The 18544-nt window shown below is 47.5% G+C and carries 19 protein-coding genes; 9 read left to right on the top strand and 10 right to left on the bottom strand.

Translation table 11 applies throughout. The features are described from left to right. Positions 1-4: 4 nt before the first annotated feature. Positions 5-562, bottom strand: a complete 558-nt coding sequence (locus SPK40_RS02035) for an NADAR family protein (RefSeq protein ID WP_330959246.1) — start codon at positions 560-562, stop codon at positions 5-7. A gap of 102 nt (positions 563-664) precedes the next feature. After that, positions 665-1276 carry a CHAP domain-containing protein gene (locus tag SPK40_RS02030; protein WP_330959245.1) on the bottom strand — a complete coding sequence of 204 codons (612 nt, stop codon included), beginning with the start codon at positions 1274-1276 and terminating at the stop codon, positions 665-667. A gap of 228 nt (positions 1277-1504) precedes the next feature. Here SPK40_RS02030 and SPK40_RS02025 point away from each other — a divergent pair, with 228 nt between their 5' ends. The 3 genes from SPK40_RS02025 to SPK40_RS02015 all read left to right on the top strand — a co-directional run bounded on the left by SPK40_RS02025 (position 1505) and on the right by SPK40_RS02015 (position 3529). Then, entirely contained in the window at positions 1505-1666 is a 162-nt protein-coding gene (locus SPK40_RS02025) for a hypothetical protein (RefSeq protein ID WP_330959244.1), read from the top strand. Positions 1667-1878: 212 nt separating this feature from the next. After that, a complete protein-coding gene (locus SPK40_RS02020; RefSeq protein WP_330959243.1) occupies positions 1879-2352 on the top strand; it encodes a hypothetical protein in 474 nt (157 codons plus the stop codon). A 13-nt stretch (positions 2353-2365) separates the two neighbouring features. Continuing rightward, positions 2366-3529 (top strand): hypothetical protein, encoded by a 1164-nt coding sequence (locus SPK40_RS02015; protein ID WP_330959242.1) that lies wholly within the window; start codon positions 2366-2368, stop codon positions 3527-3529. Between the two features lie 429 nt (positions 3530-3958). Here the strand turns inward: SPK40_RS02015 and SPK40_RS02010 are convergent, their stop codons facing one another. From SPK40_RS02010 to SPK40_RS02000, 3 genes are all read right to left on the bottom strand, one after another. Then, positions 3959-4702, bottom strand: coding sequence for an alpha/beta fold hydrolase (locus SPK40_RS02010; protein ID WP_330959241.1), 744 nt, complete (start codon positions 4700-4702; stop codon positions 3959-3961). 38 nt (positions 4703-4740) lie between these two features. Further along, positions 4741-5187: a GNAT family N-acetyltransferase gene (locus tag SPK40_RS02005; RefSeq protein ID WP_330959240.1), complete on the bottom strand. Its 447-nt coding sequence runs from the start codon at positions 5185-5187 to the stop codon at positions 4741-4743. 355 nt (positions 5188-5542) lie between these two features. Then, positions 5543-6739 carry an MFS transporter gene (locus SPK40_RS02000; protein ID WP_330959239.1) on the bottom strand — a complete coding sequence of 399 codons (1197 nt, stop codon included), beginning with the start codon at positions 6737-6739 and terminating at the stop codon, positions 5543-5545. A 95-nt stretch (positions 6740-6834) separates the two neighbouring features. Between SPK40_RS02000 and SPK40_RS01995 the strand changes: the two genes are divergently transcribed. Next, entirely contained in the window at positions 6835-7761 is a 927-nt protein-coding gene (locus SPK40_RS01995) for a LysR family transcriptional regulator (RefSeq protein ID WP_330959238.1), read from the top strand. Here the strand turns inward: SPK40_RS01995 and SPK40_RS01990 are convergent. Then, positions 7725-8708: an ATP-grasp domain-containing protein gene (locus SPK40_RS01990; protein WP_330959237.1), complete on the bottom strand. Its 984-nt coding sequence runs from the start codon at positions 8706-8708 to the stop codon at positions 7725-7727. The two genes, SPK40_RS01995 and SPK40_RS01990, sit on opposite strands and share 37 nt — an antisense overlap. 443 nt (positions 8709-9151) lie before the next feature. Then, the gene (locus SPK40_RS01985) at positions 9152-9904 is read right to left on the bottom strand and encodes an AAA family ATPase (protein WP_330959236.1); all 753 of its coding nucleotides are present in this window, start codon (positions 9902-9904) and stop codon (positions 9152-9154) included. Between the two features lie 147 nt (positions 9905-10051). On the opposite strand from SPK40_RS01985, the gene SPK40_RS01980 reads away from it, so the two are divergent. From SPK40_RS01980 to SPK40_RS01965, 4 genes are all read left to right on the top strand, one after another. Next, positions 10052-10768 carry a response regulator gene (locus SPK40_RS01980; RefSeq protein ID WP_248140663.1) on the top strand — a complete coding sequence of 239 codons (717 nt, stop codon included), beginning with the start codon at positions 10052-10054 and terminating at the stop codon, positions 10766-10768. After that, positions 10765-12207: a two-component system sensor histidine kinase CreC gene (creC, locus tag SPK40_RS01975; protein ID WP_330959235.1), complete on the top strand. Its 1443-nt coding sequence runs from the start codon at positions 10765-10767 to the stop codon at positions 12205-12207. The genes SPK40_RS01980 and creC overlap by 4 nt, the downstream gene beginning before the upstream one ends. A 71-nt stretch (positions 12208-12278) precedes the next feature. After that, positions 12279-13634, top strand: a complete 1356-nt coding sequence (gene creD, locus SPK40_RS01970; protein WP_330959839.1) for a cell envelope integrity protein CreD — start codon at positions 12279-12281, stop codon at positions 13632-13634. Between the two features lie 88 nt (positions 13635-13722). Next, positions 13723-14118, top strand: a complete 396-nt coding sequence (locus SPK40_RS01965; protein ID WP_330959234.1) for a ribosomal maturation YjgA family protein — start codon at positions 13723-13725, stop codon at positions 14116-14118. An 82-nt stretch (positions 14119-14200) separates the two neighbouring features. Here the strand turns inward: SPK40_RS01965 and SPK40_RS01960 are convergent, their stop codons facing one another. From SPK40_RS01960 to SPK40_RS01950, 3 genes are read right to left on the bottom strand one after another with little or no spacing between them, the layout of a single operon-like run. Continuing rightward, complete coding sequence (locus SPK40_RS01960; protein WP_330959233.1) at positions 14201-15457, bottom strand: NAD(P)/FAD-dependent oxidoreductase; 1257 nt, start codon at positions 15455-15457, stop codon at positions 14201-14203. Beyond that, complete coding sequence (locus tag SPK40_RS01955; RefSeq protein WP_330959232.1) at positions 15454-16839, bottom strand: NAD(P)/FAD-dependent oxidoreductase; 1386 nt, start codon at positions 16837-16839, stop codon at positions 15454-15456. The genes SPK40_RS01960 and SPK40_RS01955 overlap by 4 nt, the downstream gene beginning before the upstream one ends. Then, entirely contained in the window at positions 16832-17152 is a 321-nt protein-coding gene (locus tag SPK40_RS01950) for a 2Fe-2S iron-sulfur cluster-binding protein (protein ID WP_256549289.1), read from the bottom strand. Before SPK40_RS01950 ends, SPK40_RS01955 begins: the two co-directional genes overlap by 8 nt. A gap of 278 nt (positions 17153-17430) precedes the next feature. Between SPK40_RS01950 and pyrC the strand changes: the two genes are divergently transcribed. Beyond that, entirely contained in the window at positions 17431-18462 is a 1032-nt protein-coding gene (gene pyrC / locus SPK40_RS01945) for a dihydroorotase (RefSeq protein WP_330959231.1), read from the top strand. The last annotated feature ends 82 nt before the right edge of the window (positions 18463-18544 follow it).

Genomic DNA, 18544 nt, shown 5'->3' with positions numbered 1-18544 from the left:
CAGACTAGGATTTCAACATGAACGCTTTGCGGACGAGCATCAATGCATAACCGAGCAGATTTTCCCCGCGCCATTGCGCCGGATCTTTCGCACGCTCATCGTCGGCTGCCAGACCTATTCCCCAAACTTTATCCACCGGACTTGCTTCAACAAGTATGCTGTCTCCAGTAGAAATCAGGAACGCGAGTAAATCCGGATTTTGACTGAATTTAAGCCGATTCGCCTGAACCACAATACTCAATCGATTTTGATTCCACAGCGTCTCATCAAAGCCTGAAACTTCACGCCCCAGCTTTTTCACTTCATTCGGAAGATCACACCGGATGATTTTTTCGGCCACAGCAAAGTCACCAAACAAAACTGCTTTTTGATACATCATGTAGTGCTCAGCCGTGCGAAACTGAATGCCATTTTCCTCAAAAGAAGCGTCATACCATTGGCTGAAACACGATTTCGACACACCCGACTTTGGCTTCTGATGACCCCAAAAGAAAACATATTCAGGTTTTCCGCCCCGCAAAACAAACTCTAACAGATCTTCATTTTTCTGAATCATAACCATTTGCAAATATTCCTCGTATTCACTATCCCGTCCGGTCAATCAATCCAGCTTTGGCCTGAGATGACGAAAACTAAGCCTTTCGTCATTCCTCAGGATGCATTTTCACAATTTGATTGAAGGACTGTTCTGACTCAGCCAACCCAGAATATTTGAGTTCTGAATTGTCCAGCCGTCATGGCTCTCTTCCATGGTATAAGCTTGCCTGGAGCCCTGAAATGGCCCCGGATTTTGCTGAATGATTTCGATCGACTGCGTTTCTGGATTCACCTGAGAAACAATCGCAACATGTCCGTATGGATTCAACAGACTCGCGTCATAGACAACAATATCACTCACTTTTGGCAACTGTCCTGCACCATTGGTAAACTGAATCAAATCTCGTTGTGTATTCAACGCGCCTGATTGAAGCTTTTTATCAAAGAAATCTTTGGCATGCCCGTAAGTATCAGGCATCCGGTGATGCAGATATTCAAAATAATAGCGCTTGATAAATTCCACACACTGATACTTCAGCCCGATGTTGTAGCCATCTGCAGATAAATTTCTTTCGGAGACATGGTTCACGCCGCCATTGTAGTAAACGACAATGCCGTTCAAAGAATCAATTTCCTCACCAACCTGGAAGTGAGGATTCAGGTTGAACTTTGTGACAATTTGATACGCCCCCAGACCTAGAAAAATGAGCACGGACAATATCAGAATGACTTTTTTCATTGCGGTTAAACCCTTCTCTCTGCCGTTCAGGTTGATTCTATCTAATGCGTCACATCCAGTTCAAAGATGAAATGCTTTAAACGTCAAATTGATGCGGGCATGAAAGCACAGCGTGCAAACAGCGAAGGCTTTTTGCATCGCACAACCGTAAGATTCGGAAAAAAAGACTCAGAAGAAAACACAATGACACATGAAGCAAATCAACCATAAATTTGGATGAGGTGACCCATGAAAACGAAGATCGACCCGCTCACCTTTGTCCTTCTCAGCATATTCCTGAGCTGGAGTTGGACAAAGCTGACGCATGAGCCTGCTTGTCAACAGATCATTATCAATCAAGGCGGCGAATATATCGTTCCGATTGATTGCGATGACGTGCCGATTTCTTAAACAACGCCGAAACACTTTCTTCGGCACCGACAAGGCAGTGATATACAAGCTGGATACCTTCACAGTTCAGAATGCTGAGTTGAATTCAACAATTATACTCATTAAGAATTATCATTAACTTAAACTCTGATCATAATTATTTCCCTAGTTGAATTGATTCAGATCTCATCTTGTGAGAGAATCCACCCCAAACAAATCATGAGGAAATATCTTTGTATTTAGAAAAATCACTTCATGTTCTGGATACTATTTTTAGTTTTTCCGTTATATTCGTTATCCCTTGTGTTTTTTTGTTTGTCATTTTATTTGTGTTTAGAAAAAAATTTTCTCTTTTTTACATTTTTTTAATCTCCCCTTTTGCTCTGCTGATTATCATCATGACCATTTTTCCATATCTGGCACGAGAGAACATTTCTAATGTAACAAAAACAGAAGATTTTTCTATCACAGTAAGCCAAGGTATTAGCATTGAGAAAATAAAAAAGTCTCTCACCCAATTGAAATACATAAATAGTAAAAATTCACACCCAATTGGTGATAAGATTTACATTCAATTAACATCACCTTACATGAAAAAGAAATTATCAATCAGGGCGGACTCAAACAATATAAAAATATATTGGCTTTATGATGAGGATTTTCATTTCAGCCAAGAAAACAACATTGGATATCTATATTTAAAATAGAAAGGAAGCATCAATGAGAATAATAAAAACTTTTATCTTCTTACTACTACACATCCCGTTTTATAGTTATGGGATGAATGTTATTATCGATGGTAACATGAATGAGTGGACTAGTCTAAAAAAAACAAATATCAAGGCTTTCTCTCAAATATATAATGATTCAGAATATATTTACATTAGTTACCTAAATGAATCTGACACTACATTCATTCCAATACATTCTTCTGAAAGTTTATTTTTCATTCCCAAAAGCAAGGTTCATAGCTATCTATCGTTTGGGAAGTCTATAATAAACAATAGCAATAACAACCACACGTCTAGTTCTAACCTTGAAATAACACTTATCAATGGTACACCGCGATTTAAATATCTAACCCCAATTAATAGTTCATACAAATCATTAGTTAAATATAAAACAAAAAAAGTAAACAACCTCTACTTTACTGAAATTGCCATCCCCAAAAGACTATTTGGTAAAAGTACTTTGAGCCAAAATGTCACACTAGTAAATGTATACTCTGGTTTAATAAAGAACAAAATTAGCTATTCTAGCGATATCATGCCTAGAAGTAGTATTCAACAATTTTCTCAAAGTAATAATGGAAGTACTACGATTTCAGACTTTTCTGATGTAACAATTACTGTCGGTATTTCCGCATCTGGACTAGGGACAAACTTTGCAGCTGGACTCGCGGCCGATGATAAGGGCCTAGGAGGATATTTTGACAAAACAGCAGGAGATGCGGATCTAGGCATTTCTATTGATATTGGTGTATTTCAAGGGGATGTTACTGATTTAAATGGTGAAACATTTGGTGGTTCAGCACCAATCAAAGGTGCAGGTATAAAGTTTGAGCGACCTTTATCAGGGTCGCCATTCGGTCAAGGCTTCACTGTTTCTCTAGGTTATAAAGGTGGCTACTCTCAAATACCTGATCTGCAAATTACATCAGGAAGTGCAGCTTACTTTGTTACTGATGAAAGTGCCATGAAAGCAATTGACAGGGCATTTGGAACGAAATTTAGCACTAATTATTCAGGCCCTTCAAACAATGATAATCATTCAAGAAAAGGTGGAGAAAACAAACATGACCACGACTCAGGATTAGATAATGGCCCTGATGCCATTGAAAAAGATCTGAAGACAGGAAAAGTGACAGAAATTAACTTTCCATAAAAATCGTTCATAATAACGGCCACTGCTCCAGCAGTGGTTTTCTATAACCCAGAGAGATTTCTTACGCAACTAAGATTATCGCTCTCAACCACACACCTAATTTTCAACCTATATGTATTCATCTAACTAATCTTCTATAGTTTTTATACCTTAGACTTCAGTGATAACACTCATCCATTAATACTAAAAAGCCACATTTACCAGAACACCAAAACAAGTGAATTTAATTTTTCATTTCAAAACTCTATAGATCACTTACGAGAATGAAATATAAACAATCTAAAAATCATCTTCTATCAAAAAGAAACTGCTACAAAACCCACGCAATATAAAAAACATATTGTTCCTATGATTACTGAATAAAAACGAATATTCATAATTATTATTTCTTCAATTTTATGTTATGAACAATATTACAGGTGATAATGATTAAGACCTTTCAAACCAATCTATGATATAATTCGCCAGTTCCCGAGGCATCTCCAGTGGCAACATATGCCCAGAACCCGAAATACTTGTCACGGTTAGAGACGGATTTAAATGACAAAGGGCATGGAGCCATGTTGAGTCCACCAGCGGATCGTTTTCACTATGATAGAAATGAATTCGACCCGAATACTCTGCGAGTGCTTTCGATAAATCTTTTCGTTCGGACGTATATTGATACTGGCTCAGAAACACTTCGGCGCCCAACGCCTGATCCATGTTCAGGATCATATCTATCAACGCATCGCTTTGATTTCTGCCATCCAGCATGGACGCCGCTTTCCGGCGAGTCATTCCCTTGTATCCGTACTCTCTGACCAGTTGGAGTACACTCCCCCTTTGCTTCAATTCTTCTGGCGGCAAGGCCGTCGGGCTATTCGAAATAACAAACACTTTATCGACGCGTTCCGGATGCTTCATCGCAAAATCAGTTGCGATATATCCCCCCAGAGAAAACCCAATGATGTTTATTTTTTCGTCGGATAGTCGCTGACTGTATTCATCTGAAATGTCATCAAAGCTCATATGAACCGGAATATCCAGATGAACCAGCTCAAATGAGGGAGGTAAATAAGAAGCCATTTTTTCCCAAAGCCTTTCATTACACTGAGTGCCCGGTATCAGGTATAACTTTTGTCGCATGACTTTCCCTTTCATTTCATCAATGTTTCGCTGTTTTTTACTCATCGGCGTCTCATGACGACATAAACTGACTGGCACACCACTCACTTCACCCGTTGCGTGTCATGGTCAAATGCTGTCACTTTGGCATAACCTTCAGACTCATAGAGCGACTTCGCTTTCTCATTCGATACCGCAGTTGCCAGTTTGACAGTGAGTGCATTTGTTTCTTTGGCAAACACTTCGACATGGTTTAAGAGTGCGCGTGCAACACCCTGCTGACGGGCATTTTCTGCAACATAGAGGTCGTTGAGGTACCACATTCTTTTCATGGCAACAGATGAAAATGAAGGATAGAGCTGAACAAACCCCAAAGGCTCATCTGTTTCAGTTCTCGCGAGAAAAATAACGGAATCTTGTTCTTCTAAACGCTTTGCAATAAATGCTCTGGCAGCACCCAGATCTGATTCTTGCGCGTAGAACTGACGATAAGCATCGAACAAAACCGATACTTGTTCTAACGCTGCAAGCGTTACCTGTGAGATGTACATCTGAATATCCTTATTTCAAACTGACGTGATGCTATCTGACTTTCATCCTGAAAGCCCTACTCTATGCCAGAGACTCAAATGAACCACAATAAAGTCAGCATGACAAATGACAATCCTGAATTGCTCTGTACTGTTCGTCTCATGAGGAGCGGTCGCTGAGGTCAGACTCTACGCTTTTTCAAAGTCACTGTCCTTTAACACCGTATCATTTCAATATTCCGAAGCCGTCAAATATAACCATTGATAAAACAAGCCCTCAAAAATACGATTCAAAACGGTCAAGAAAGGGCTTTACGCCCTTTTAGTACTTGAGAACGACGATGTTTGTACACTTTGCTTTGCAAAACATACCGTTTTAATGGATTTGAGTTTGAGGTAGCTGCGATAGGGCCTGATTTGACCGGGAAGATAGTTTTGGTGACACCCAAAGCAGGATCAGCCCGACAACAGCAATGGCAGCCCCCATCCAGATTGTGCTGCGGAGACTGAAACCAAAGTCCAGCATCAGACCGGCGGCAAAACTGCTCGACATGATTCCTACATTCACAACAGACGCATGCAACGTATTAATCAATGACCGTTGCCCCTGTGGCAGTTCCATCAACCGGCTGACCAGAGCCGGGTTGAGGCTCACCCCGCAAAAACCCATTGCCACAAGGCAAACCACGGATACCCAGGCAACGTCGGCATACAGAGCGAACACCACAAAAATCATGATCAATCCCCCTAAACCACCTGCGAGTGTGGCTTTCGCGTGTTTCACCGCAAGCTGAGCCACGAAGTGGTTCCCGAGCAGCATGCATAATCCGTAGACAAACAGCAGCCAGGTGACGACCCCGTCCGGCAATACCGCAAGATCAGTCAAAATAGGCACGATGAAACTGAACGGCGCATAAACTGCGCTGAGGACGCAAAAGCTGGTTGCAAACACCCACCATAACCGCGCGTCCAGTATCCCTTTCAGTTCTTGCTTCACAGGTTGCGGCGCTTCAGCGGGCAGAGACGGAATGACTTTCAGGGTCACCCCTGAACTGAACACGGCCAGTACGGCCACAACATAAAAACTACCGCGCCATCCCCAATGTTCAGCAATTAATTTCGCCAGCGGCAAACCAATAATAGTGCCCAACATAATGCCAGCCAGCACCATGGCGATGGCCCTTAAGGTATCTTGCGGCGCAGTTATCCTTGTGCAAAGCCCGATGGATACCCCAAAGAATGCCCCCGACACCATTCCAGTTACTGCACGAGCAAACATCAGCTGGGGATAGCTTTGTGCAAGCGCGCCGAACAATTCACCCAGAATGAAAACGGCATAAAGGCTGACCAGAATCGTTCGGGGCGGGAATCGGGACAACACAAGCATGAGGAGCGGGCCGCCAATCGCCATACTGGCCGCAAAAGTTGAAACCAGATAACCAATCTCAGCAAGTGAGACACCCAGATCTGCCGCCAGTGAAGGCATAAACCCCAGTACCTGCAGTTCGCAGGAAATCATCATGAAAATACCGAGACTCAGCAGGTAAACCCCTGAAGGTAAAGAAGATCGCATAAATTGATTCCAGATAAAGGATAAGGTTCACCCAGTATCATTTATGAATTATCATCAATAAATATCTTCAAATCATTTCACTAATGACTTAAATCATGGATGCTGACCTCAATGCCATCCGGCAATTCATCAAAGTTGCCGACAATCGAAGTTTCACTCTTGCAGCAGCACAATTAGGCATCACGCAATCCGGTATTTCACGGGCCGTCAGCCGACTGGAAACACAGCTGGGCGTAAAGTTGTTACACCGTAATACCCGCAGCCTGAGTCTGACCGCAGACGGTGAACTCTTTCTGACCCGCGTCCGCCCTTTGATCGCCGGGTTATCTGACGCCCAGCATGAAATGCAGCACCATGGCACGGCCCCCAAAGGGACGCTGAAAATCAGTGCCCCTTCCGCATTCGGACGCCTGATCCTGATCCCTATCGTCAGCGATTTGCTGACAACGCATCCGCAGTTAAATATCGAGTTAGTGCTGACCGACCGAACGGTCGATATTATCGAAGAGGGATTTGACGCAGTGATTCGGAGCGGCCCGGTTGCAGATGCCAGAGTGATTGCCAAAAGACTGGCACCCGCCAGCTGGGTCACTGTCGCCTCTGCCAAATACCTCGCCCGACGGGGGGTGCCTCAGTCCATTGAGGCATTATCACAGCATAATTGCCTGAGAGTCAGGCTGTCTTCCACCGGGCAGATGAATCCCTGGCAGTTTACGGAAAACGGCAAACCCATCAGCCTTGAGGTCGGCGGAAACCTGGTCCTCGATCATGGTGATCCTTTGGTCGACGCAGCCAATGCCGGAACTGGCATTGCACAACTGCTGACATTTTTCGTCCGCCCTTACCTCGCCGACGGACGATTACAGGAAGTGCTCAGCCAATACGCACCACCGCCACAACCTATAACCTTACTCTACCCGCCCTCGCGCCAGTACTCAGCGAAACTGACTGTATTGCGTGAGGCACTGGTATCGCACTGGGGTGATCACACGACAGGGACACCATTCACGGCCTCTCTCTGAATTGAAAGGTGAAAGTGTTCAGAAAGAAGCACCTGCCAGACCCCAATGGCGACATCGCTGTAACCATTCTGGTAAATCGTCTTCAGAAATGGATTCGAGTTAATCTCCAGCACCTTAAAAAGCCTGACATCAGAATCCATATCACAAGGTGAAAACAAATCGACACCGATGACTTCAAGTTTGGTGGCAGCATAGATCTTCGCAGACCAGTCAACGATTGCTTTTGAAAATGAAGTCCGGAAATCTTCAATGACTCCACCATTGTTCGGGTTTGCATTTGCCGCCAAAGGAATCGTCTGAAATCTTTCCGGAATGCCTGAGAGTGCCCCCACAACACTGGATAAATACTCTTGATAGCGTTCATATTCATAAGGTGATTTATCCAAAAGCGTCTCATATGAATCCATGCCATTCGCGATCAGCATTGGAATATATTTTTTATAGGAAAAGTAAGGCTTCCCTTTCAGAATGACCAATCGATGCTCACATCCGGGGACAACTTCCTGAAGAACAAATCCATTATATTCTCCCGGAAGCAGTACAAGTTGGCGATAAAGCTCAGCATCTGAATGGATGACTCTCGCAAAACGCCCATGAGATCCATTGATCGGCTTAAAAAAAACTGGATAACCAAGTGCATTGGCGTATTGAAATGCTTCTTCAACCCCTTTCGAATAAAGGTTTTCACCTTCAACTTTGAAAAAGTAATCCCCTTGAGGTGTTGCGATTCCCGCTCGTTTTAAGATGATATCTGTATACGCTTTGTCTTGGGCAAGGGATGCGGCAGTTTGTGAGTTACAAAAGTATTGCGGTGACTGAACAAGAATGGACTGATCCAAGCAAGAGATCTCTGCGACTCTCTTTGAGTACTTGTCCAATATTTCAAAGTTCAGCCCAAGACTTTCAGCCGCTTTTTTCACAATTTCCAGGTGGACAGACAATTCCATTTGTTCAATTCCTATTGATAATTACAGCTCATAATATGGACATTTTCTCGCCAGAATTAAGAAAATTGGCAAGCCTGATAACAACGAAAAAACATAGAATAACCACTGAATTTTTCCGTCCCGCTTTTTCAATTTTTCAGGTTCTGCAGAGTTCAGGATGTGAGACGGCATTCTATCATCCATATCATCGGGTTATTCTATTGCATTCATGCAACTGCCGTTTACACAAATGCATACTTATCGGACTACTTTCACTTGCTATCCGAGAGAATTTTTCTTTACTTTGATGATCCTGCGAGTCTTACATCAAATTTTAGCGATGGGTTCCCTTGTCGCGTATCGAAGCGGATATCCAAAATAAAAGGATCATCTTTTGCCAACTCTAGTCCACCTTCCCTAAATCACGATCCAAAATTCCACAAAAAACAAAACAAACCGCCCCATCAGTTATCTACAAATAACTCATCCAACATCGGTCTGGGGTTATTCAGAAAAGCCTTGGTAATCGTGTAATGCTCCGTGTCTTCGTATTTGATCGGGTGTATGCCAGATGGACCGATTTGATAGATCCGGGCGCCGGGATAGGCCATAAGCATCGGGGAGTGGGTGGCGATGATAAATTGCGATTGGTCCTGCACCAGCTGATGCATGCGGCTGAGCACCGACAGCTGACGCATCGGCGATAACGCGGCTTCGGGTTCGTCGAGGATATACAGCCCTTTTCCACCGAATCGTTCAACCATCAAGCTCAGGAAAGATTCGCCATGAGACTGATGATGCAATGACACGCCACCATACGAATCAATAATTGGCGGGCCGAAGCTCGGGGCTTCATCCAGTTCATCAATATGGGTAGAGACGTTATAAAAACTTTCGGCTCTGAGAAAGAATCCGTCTTTGTAACGTCTGAACGATTTACTGAAGCGCAGATATTTGTACAGTTCCGAATGGGTGCTTCGAGTTGAAAAATGAAAGTTTTTCGAGCCTCCTTCCGCGTTGAATCCCATGCCAACCGCAATGGCTTCCAGTAACGTTGATTTGCCACTGCCGTTCTCACCGACCAGAATGGTCACTTCTGCGCTGAAATCAATTTTATCCAGCCCTTTCACGGCGGGAATAGAAAACGGATAGGCCTTGAAAGAATCAATCTGATCGCGTTTGAGCTGAATTTCTCTTAAATAAGGTAAAGGTTCCATGGCTCGGATAACTTCTGGAAATAAGCTGAATTGAGCCGGAGAAATTCTTTTAATTCAAGGAAAATCACATGTTTTGACGGGATTGGCTCGAAAGGACAGAAACAGCACAGGTATAATCCCGGGATCAACAATAAGAAGAGTCGCGCTTTGAATATCCTGATCATTGAAGATGAACCCGCCATTGCGGACACCCTGATTCACGTGCTGGAACTGGATGGCTATCAGGTCAGCTGGTTTCCGACCGCAGGCGAAGGGCTGGCTTACCTGAAAGACCACCAGCCTGAGCTGCTGGTGCTGGATGTCGGCCTGCCGGACGGCAATGGTTTTGAGCTGTGTAAATCCATACGTGAATTCTCCGATATTCCGATTATCTTCTTAACGGCAAGAAATGATGAAATCGATCGCGTGGTCGGCTTAGAAATCGGCGCGGATGATTATGTCACCAAGCCGTTCAGCCCGCGTGAGATGCTTGCACGCATCAAACTCAGAATCAAAAACCGTCCAGCGGCTGAGTTCGAGGCTGCACAAACATCTGCACAGGCGTCCGTACAGGAAACTGTGCCAGAAGTCGTGACAAATAACCTGTTTGCCGACAACTTTGACTTTTGCTACCAGAGCCAGCCGCTGGGGCTGACTGCGGCCGAGTTCAAAATCCTCGACAAACTGGTGCTGGGCAGTCCCCGGGTTTTCAGCCGAGAACAACTGATGGTGGCGGCTGATATGGCCCCGGAGGCCGTGTATGAACGCAATATCGATTCCCATATCAAAGCGATCCGCCAGAAGCTGAAAGCTGTCGGCCTCGCGGAACGGATTCAGACCAAACGCGGCTTTGGTTACTTCTATTCAGACAAGGAACACGCATGAGCCGCTGGCCCCGGATCCCGCTGGGTATCCGCCTGTTTATTCTGTTTTTTGTCCTGGTTGCCATGACAGCCTACGGGGTCAGCACCACGGTGATTCAGGAACTCAAGCCGACAGTGCGGCAGGCGACAGAAGAAACGCTGGTAGATATGGCAAATTTACTGGCTGTGCTTGCTGAGGATAATTTAGTCAATGGCGATATCACTGAAGGCCGTCTGTCTGAATTGATTTCAGCTTACGGGAAGCGTAATCCGAATGCCCGGATCTGGGAAATCGGAAAAAACGCCATCAATCACCGGATCTATATTACGGACAAAAACGGTATTGTCGTGGCCGATTCCTGGCGGCAGGACATCGGACAAGACTATTCACAATGGAATGATGTTTACCTGACCCTACGGGGCAAATATGGTGCCCGCAGTACGCCGCTGGATCCGGAAGATCCCACCTCCAGCGTCATGCATATTGCCGCGCCGGTGTATCACAATGGTGAAATCATCGGCAGTGTCACCGTTGCGAAAGCTAACCGTTCGATTCAGCCATTTATTGATCAGACCAAACGAAATGTAGCGTTCTGGATGCTCTTAATGACCGCTCTGATCTTACTGGTCGGCGGTCTGGTTGCCTGGCGGGTGCATTCTGCCCTGCACCGGCTGGAAGATTACGCTGAAAAAATGGGGGCCGGCAAAAAAGTCGCCCGGCCGACATTTCGGATCTTCTATGAGTTTGCGACCTTGAGTAACGCCCTGGAAAAACTGCGTAATCAGCTTGATGGCAAACAGTACGTCGAAGACTATGTGCAGACCCTCACCCATGAACTGAAAAGCCCGCTTTCAGCCATCAAAGGGGCGAGCGAGATTTTACAAATGCCGCTGCCGGAAGAAAAAGTGGCCCGTTTCGCCGGGAATATTGAGCGGGAAAGCAGCCGGATGCAGCACCTGATCGAACGACTGCTGGAACTGGCGCGACTGGAAAAAATGCCCCAACTGGAGCAGGTCTCCCGGATTCCGCTGTACCCGTTGCTCGACACTGTCGTGCAGTCTTCTGAAGCGAGGTTAAACATCAAAGCAGCGCGCTGCCGGATCAACGCAGATGAAACACTGGCCGTTGATGGTGATCCCTTCCTGCTGCAACAGGCGTTGTTTAATCTGATGGAAAATGCACTGGACTTCGTGACCCCGTCTGGCGACATTCAGTGGCATGCCGAACGGCAAGGCAATCACATCACGGTGACAATTTTTAATCAGGGGCCACAGATCCCTGACTACGCCCTGCCCCGTCTGACCGAACGCTTCTATTCACTCCCGCGGGCCAATGGCGCGAAAAGTACCGGTCTTGGGCTGAATTTTATTGAACAGGTCATGAAGCTGCATGGCGGCGAACTGACAATTGAAAACGTTGCTGAAGGGGTTTATGTCACGCTGATTTTACCAACTCCATAAAATCTCCACATTCTCACCATCATGACTCCAATTGAGGTAGATAAAGTTTCTGCCAACAAAGGAGACGAATGATGAAAAAACTCTTTCAAAGTGAGATTGGCATGAAATTCGGGTTGGTGCTGTTCTTGCTGGTGATGCTACAAATCCTGACATCCATGATTCAGGACTTAATCAGCGAGCGTTCTGACTTGCAGCAATCCGTACGCCAGGACATCGCCCGGAGCAGCAGCGACAAGCAGTCCATTTTAGGGCCGCTGATGATTGTCAAATACAGACAAACCGTAAACGGCAAAGAAGGGCCCTATGAAATCAGAAAGGCCAAGTTCATTCTGCCGGAACAATTTCGCATCAACGCGGCACTAAAAAGTTTTGAAAAATACCGCGGCATTTACACCGCCCGGCTTTATCACGCCGATACCCAGCTGGCCGGACAGCTTGATCTATCGCCGATCACAGAGCTGCCGCAAAGTCAGATTGATACCGTCGAGCTGGTCGTCGCCGTTTCCGACAGCCGTGGTATCAACCACATTGGCAAAGCACAGCTCAACGGCACGGATTACCAGGTTGAGCCCGGTACCGATCTGAAGCACTGGTCCCAGGGATTCCACATTCCGCTGGATCTGGCAACGCTCGATCTTGCCCAACCACTCCGCTTTGATCTGGCCATGGTACTTCAGGGGATGGACTCACTCAGTGTTTCCCCGATTGGAAAACAAACTGAGGTCCGCCTGAGCTCCCCCTGGCCGCATCCAAGTTTTACCGGGGATTATCTGCCGATCGAATCTGACATTTCTGAACAGGGCTTCAAGGCGGTCTGGATGACGAACCACCTGTCCAGTAATATTGACGAGCTGCTGAACCGTTGCCAGTCTGATGATCAGTGTTCACAACTGAACAGCCGTCAAATGGGAGTCAGCCTAATTGAACCGGTTGATCATTATCTGAAGTCATACCGGGCCATTAATTACTCGCTGCTTGTCATCACATTGGTTTTCGCGGCCTTCTATTTGCTGGAAATCTTTCAGGCCAAACCGATTCACCCGGTTCAGTATGGTTTTGTCGGCCTGGCACTGGCGGTGTTTTACCTGCTGCTGATTTCTTTCAGTGAGCACATTGGCTTTAACTGGGCATATCTGGTCTCTGCCATGGCTTCCAGTGCGGTATTGGGTGTTTATGTTTCCGGTATCCTGAAACACAACCGGCATGGTGCAGTTTTCTCGGGATGCATGCTGGTACTGTATGCCCTGCTGTTCGGACTGCTGCAGGCAGAAAGCTATGCACTGCTGATGGGCACCCTGTTGTGCTTCGCCATTCTGAGTCTGGTGATGGTCATGACACGACACATCAACTGGTATGGCAAATCATCCATTCGTGAAGCCTCTGAGCCAGACAACGAGTCAAACACAGAACCCGATCCGACGGCTTAATCACACCACAATATCAACCGTTTCATCTCAGGAGCCGTTTACACAAAACGGTTCCTTTCCTCTGACCCGAATAAAACGAAGGATTCCGATGTTTCGATTTTCCCCTGCTCGCTGCCTGACCAGCTTCATGTTGCTGGTTGTTCTGGTACTGATTGCCCTGTTTGTCCGTGACAGTTTTGTGCGCCCTTTCCTGGGTGATGTGCTGGTCGTGGTCTGGATCTATGCCTGCGTGACCTCGGTCATTCGCTGTCAGCCATGGCTCGCCAGCCTGGGCGTACTCGCATTCGCTTACGCCGTCGAACTGGCGCAGTATGTTCAGGTGCTTCAATGGCTGGGCTGGGAAGATCACACGGCCCTCCGGATCATTCTGGGCGCCACCTTCGACTGGCTCGATATCCTGGCTTACACCATCGGTTGCGGGATATGTCTGGTTGCTGAAATATCCTCCAAACCATCCCGGACTGACAGCTTGTCTGAGCAATAAACGCTGCAAACAAAAAAGCCTCAGGCCAACTGCCTGAGGCTTTCAATGTCTGAAGAACTGAAGTCAGAAAACCAAACGAAACTTACAAACTGGCTTCCAGATGATATTCACCCACCATATCCCCGCTCTCGTTCAGGAAACGATCGTACAGGAACGGACTGATATCCACACTGGTCGGTTCGCCACGAACCAGTTCGTTCAGCAGCTTACCGGTGATGGCTGAGGTCAGCATGCCGGTACGGAAATGACCGCAGGCATTCATGTAACCTTCGATGCCGGGCATCGGACCGAGAATCGGCAGTTCATCCGGCGACCCCGGACGTAATCCGGCCCAGCAGCGTTTGATATTCATATCACGCAACTGAGGGATAGACTTCATCGCCCCCTGAGCCAGCTGCTTCAGCAGGGTCAGATCGGTGCTGGTGTCATAGCCCCGCTCTTCTGTCGTCGAGCCAATCAGGATCTCACCATTGTCTTTCTGCGCGATGTAGCAGTCACTGGTGGTAATACAGCCATTCAGGATCTTTGGCAGCTTTTCTGAAACCAGCACCTGGCCTTTCACCGGGAAGACCGGCATTTGCATGCCTGTCGCCCACAAGCTGATTTGTTCAGCCCAGGAGCCACCGGCATTCACGATCATCCCGCAGTCCAGTTTGCCCCGTGACGTCTGTACCGCCGTGACCCGGTTGCCCTGACGCTCAATGCCGGTCACCTTGGTATTGAGGTACAGGTCAACACCGTTCTGACGAGCCGCTTCAACATAAGCGTCGTTCAGCCGGTACGGGTTGATCTGATGATCCGTATCGAATTCCATGGCACCAATGGCTTCACGGGAAATGTTGGGTTCCTCACTGAGCAGGGTATCCCGGTCAAGCCAGCGAATATGCTGCTGACGGTCGGGCACGGCCGAGGCAATGTGCTCAGCGTAAATCCGGTCATACTGATCGAACAACACAAACTTCAGCCCGGTTTTTTCAAATTTCATATCGACGCCGTGCTTTTCCAGCAACTCCTGATTGAGCGCCGGATACATCGCGTTCGACATCATGGCCAGATCAAAAAACGGCTTTGGCATAATGTGCGGCTTCATGCCTTCGGCCTGCGAGACATCGGCGCCTTCCTGCAACTGCTTCGACAGAGTTTTAAACAAAATTACGCCGCAGCCCAGTCCGGTAGACTCGCCCATTGCCCATAAACCACCAGCGGAAGCCCGTGAGGCATTCCCCGGATTTTTATAATCGACTAAGGCGATCTTCAGGTCCTTATTCCGGCTGAGTGCATAGGCGACCGAACCGCCAATGACACCTCCTCCGCAGATCACCACATCATATTGACTCATGCTTCGTCCTCCATGGCTGAGAAAGGAATTGGATCGAGCGGGAAACGGGTCCTGAAATGTCCCTGCTCATTGTTGTAGCCCTCCTGGGCCAGCCGGTCATAACAATAGTGGCTGCAGGTTTTACCCTGACAGTCGCCCATGGTGACGCGGGTACGCATCTTCAGGCTCACGGTATCACGACAGCCTTCATTGATGGCTTTATCGATAGCTGAACGCTTCACCTGCTCACAGCGGCAAATCACGGTGTCCGACTCTGGCAGTTGCAGGAGCCCTTTTTTCCGCTGATTGGCGCGGTCAAATGCACCCCGGAAACGATAATAACGGCGCAGCGTTTTTTGCAGCTCGGGCAGTCTGGCTTTCACTTCGACCGCCTTCTCCGGCTGAAGTTCGGCCACCAGCGAGAGTGCAGCAATCTGCCCTTCAACGATGGCGACATCCGCGCCTGCAAACCGTGCTGAGTCACCGGCACAGTAAATATTCGGACGACTGCTGCGCTGATACTCATCCGTAACCGGAATCAGGCCGCTGAACTCATCCACACGAACTTCCAGCTCCATTAGTTGCGCCAGCTGAGAACGGGACGCAAAGCCGTACCCGACACCCAGCAGATCCGCTTCAATCCATTGAATATGCTGCTTATCGGCTTCCCAGTTGCGGTTATAAGGCGCCACTGCAACGCGCTCGAGGGCTTCGCCGCCTTCTGCTTTCACAATTCCCCAGCCATGTTTCACCGGGACATGATGTCGTTTGAGGTACGCCATCAGCGACATCCCCTCCAACGCGACCTGCGGACGGTTCAGTAATGCCAGCACCTCTTTGCTGATCTCAGTGAATGGCGTCGCATCATAGACCCCTTTCACATCCACCCCGGCACGGTGGAGCTGGCAAGCCACCAGGATTAGCAGAGGTCCGGTTCCGGTCAGAACGGCCTGATGACCCGGGCGCACCAGCCCGCTTTTCAGCTGCAGCTGAATGCCCCCGGTCAGCATCACGCCCGGCAACTGCCATCCCGGAAATGGAATACTGCGCTCCTGACAGCCCGTCGCCAGAAACAAATAATCGAAATCCAATTGTGACAGCTTGTCCTGATGCGAAAGCAGCAGCTGATTTTGTGCCAGTGGCCCCAGCACCCGGGTTTCGGTCTGCAAATCAATGTTGTCCTGATGCTTCGCCACTAAAGCTTGCTGTAAATGAATCTTTTTCTGCAGGCTTTCATCCAGATGAGGCATGGATTGCGTCGTCCGCCAGGGACCACGGTAAATCACACCGCCAGCTTTAGGTGACTCATCCAGCACGATTGAACGCACACCATATTCAGACAAAGTCGCCGCAATCGACATCCCGGCAGGACCAGCACCAACAATCACAATTTTCTCAGACATTCTTATCCGCTCCCTCAACAACACGGTTACTGCATGTATTAATTTGCATGCCGGGCTGAACGATGGTCTGGCAGGCGCGTTTTTTGTGGCGCCCGTTAATTTTGACCATGCAGCAATGGCATACGCCCATGCCACAAAATGCCCCGGACGACTGGCCATAATCATTTTTCATTAATCGTCTGAATTCGCTGGCCAGTAATGTACTCAGTACACTTTCACCCGGAACAGCGTCCACTTCGGTCTCGTTCACGCGTATCCGAAACGTCTCATCGATGATTGGTGTAATATCCTGCGTTCTTGTTATATGTGTCATTTATTATCTATCTCATGTAGGTATAGTAAGAAATATCACTGACAAAACACACAGTAGTGATACTGCATGCATATTGCGAACGCTATCATGTAATTTTTTCCAACGATTGTTTTCGATCAATCTTTCACGCAATGGTTACGTTTTTTAACGAAAAATTCACAAAACTCTGAGCATACAATGCAAACGATTGCCAGTTTTGAGATCTAAAGATGGAATACGGCTTTACTTAGACAAGTCATACTTTTAGAATCGGTCGAATTTTTTTGGAGGGAGCTATTATGACGTCGATCACTATCACTCGTCCGGATGACTGGCACGTTCACCTTCGTGACGGAGATGTGCTGAAAGATACGGTTCGGGACATCAGTCGCTATATGGGACGGGCCATCGTCATGCCAAACCTGATTCCTCCCGTAACCGACACGCATGCTGCTCTGGCCTATCGTGATCGTATTCTGGCTGCCCAGCCAAGTGAAACATTCTCCCCTCTGATGGTTTTATACCTCACCGACAACACCACTCCTGATGAAATCCGCAAGGCCAAGGCAACCGGTCATGTTTATGCGGCAAAACTCTATCCGGCCGGCGCCACAACTAACTCCGATTCAGGGGTGACCGACATCAGCAAACTGCTGCCAACCATGGAAGCCATGCAGGAAGTCGGGATGCCGCTGCTGATTCACGGTGAAGTGACCCAGCACGATGTGGATATTTTCGACCGCGAGAAAGTGTTCCTGGAAACTGTCCTGGCACCAATTGTCGCCCAAATGCCGGACCTGAAAGTGGTGCTGGAACATATCACCACCAAAGATGCGGTCGATTTTGTGAACAATGCAGGACCGAACGTGGGTGCCACCATCACGGCACATCACCTGCTGTATAACCGGAACCATATGCTGGCCGGCGGTATTCGCCCGCACTTCTACTGCCTGCCGATCCTGAAGCGCAACACGCATCAGGAAGCCCTGATTGCAGCGGCTACCAGCGGCAGCAAAAAATTCTTCCTGGGCACCGACTCTGCACCCCATGCAAAAGGGAAGAAAGAAGCGGCCTGCGGTTGTGCCGGTTCTTATACCGCACATGCTGCCATTGAACTCTATGCGGAAGTCTTTGAGCAGGCGGACGCCCTGGACAAGCTGGAAGCGTTTGCCAGCCACAATGGTCCGGATTTCTATGGCCTGCCACGTAACAGCGACACCATCACCCTGACCAAACAAAGTTGGGATGTGCCGGAAACCATGGCATTCGGCGGCGATGTTGTGGTCCCGATCCGCGCCGGGGAACAAATCAGCTGGAAAGTAGAAAACTAAACCCCTTGTTTAGCCAGAATCATCTCTTTAAGGCTCCCTTGCGGAGCCTTTTGTTTGGGGCTTCGCGAATTCATGAAATTCG

Source organism: Photobacterium sp. 53610, assembly GCF_036409375.1.
In the GTDB taxonomy this organism is placed as follows: Bacteria; Pseudomonadota; Gammaproteobacteria; order Enterobacterales; family Vibrionaceae; genus Photobacterium.
This window is presented reverse-complemented; position numbering and strand designations above follow the sequence as displayed.

Excerpts from the sequence above, each read along its gene's own strand:
- SPK40_RS02035 (WP_330959246.1), bottom strand. The coding sequence starts at position 562 with ATGGTTATGATTCAGAAAAATGAAGATCTGTTAGAGTTTGTTTTGCGG.
- SPK40_RS02030 (WP_330959245.1), bottom strand. The coding sequence starts at position 1,276 with ATGAAAAAAGTCATTCTGATATTGTCCGTGCTCATTTTTCTAGGTCTG.
- SPK40_RS02025 (WP_330959244.1), top strand. The coding sequence starts at position 1,505 with ATGAAAACGAAGATCGACCCGCTCACCTTTGTCCTTCTCAGCATATTC.
- SPK40_RS02015 (WP_330959242.1), top strand. The coding sequence starts at position 2,366 with ATGAGAATAATAAAAACTTTTATCTTCTTACTACTACACATCCCGTTT.
- SPK40_RS02010 (WP_330959241.1), bottom strand. The coding sequence starts at position 4,702 with ATGAGTAAAAAACAGCGAAACATTGATGAAATGAAAGGGAAAGTCATG.
- SPK40_RS02005 (WP_330959240.1), bottom strand. The coding sequence starts at position 5,187 with ATGTACATCTCACAGGTAACGCTTGCAGCGTTAGAACAAGTATCGGTT.
- SPK40_RS02000 (WP_330959239.1), bottom strand. The coding sequence starts at position 6,739 with ATGCGATCTTCTTTACCTTCAGGGGTTTACCTGCTGAGTCTCGGTATT.
- SPK40_RS01995 (WP_330959238.1), top strand. The coding sequence starts at position 6,835 with ATGGATGCTGACCTCAATGCCATCCGGCAATTCATCAAAGTTGCCGAC.
- SPK40_RS01990 (WP_330959237.1), bottom strand. The coding sequence starts at position 8,708 with ATGGAATTGTCTGTCCACCTGGAAATTGTGAAAAAAGCGGCTGAAAGT.
- SPK40_RS01985 (WP_330959236.1), bottom strand. The coding sequence starts at position 9,904 with ATGGAACCTTTACCTTATTTAAGAGAAATTCAGCTCAAACGCGATCAG.
- creC (WP_330959235.1), top strand. The coding sequence starts at position 10,765 with ATGAGCCGCTGGCCCCGGATCCCGCTGGGTATCCGCCTGTTTATTCTG.
- creD (WP_330959839.1), top strand. The coding sequence starts at position 12,279 with ATGAAAAAACTCTTTCAAAGTGAGATTGGCATGAAATTCGGGTTGGTG.
- SPK40_RS01965 (WP_330959234.1), top strand. The coding sequence starts at position 13,723 with ATGTTTCGATTTTCCCCTGCTCGCTGCCTGACCAGCTTCATGTTGCTG.
- SPK40_RS01960 (WP_330959233.1), bottom strand. The coding sequence starts at position 15,457 with ATGAGTCAATATGATGTGGTGATCTGCGGAGGAGGTGTCATTGGCGGT.
- SPK40_RS01955 (WP_330959232.1), bottom strand. The coding sequence starts at position 16,839 with ATGTCTGAGAAAATTGTGATTGTTGGTGCTGGTCCTGCCGGGATGTCG.
- SPK40_RS01950 (WP_256549289.1), bottom strand. The coding sequence starts at position 17,152 with ATGACACATATAACAAGAACGCAGGATATTACACCAATCATCGATGAG.
- pyrC (WP_330959231.1), top strand. The coding sequence starts at position 17,431 with ATGACGTCGATCACTATCACTCGTCCGGATGACTGGCACGTTCACCTT.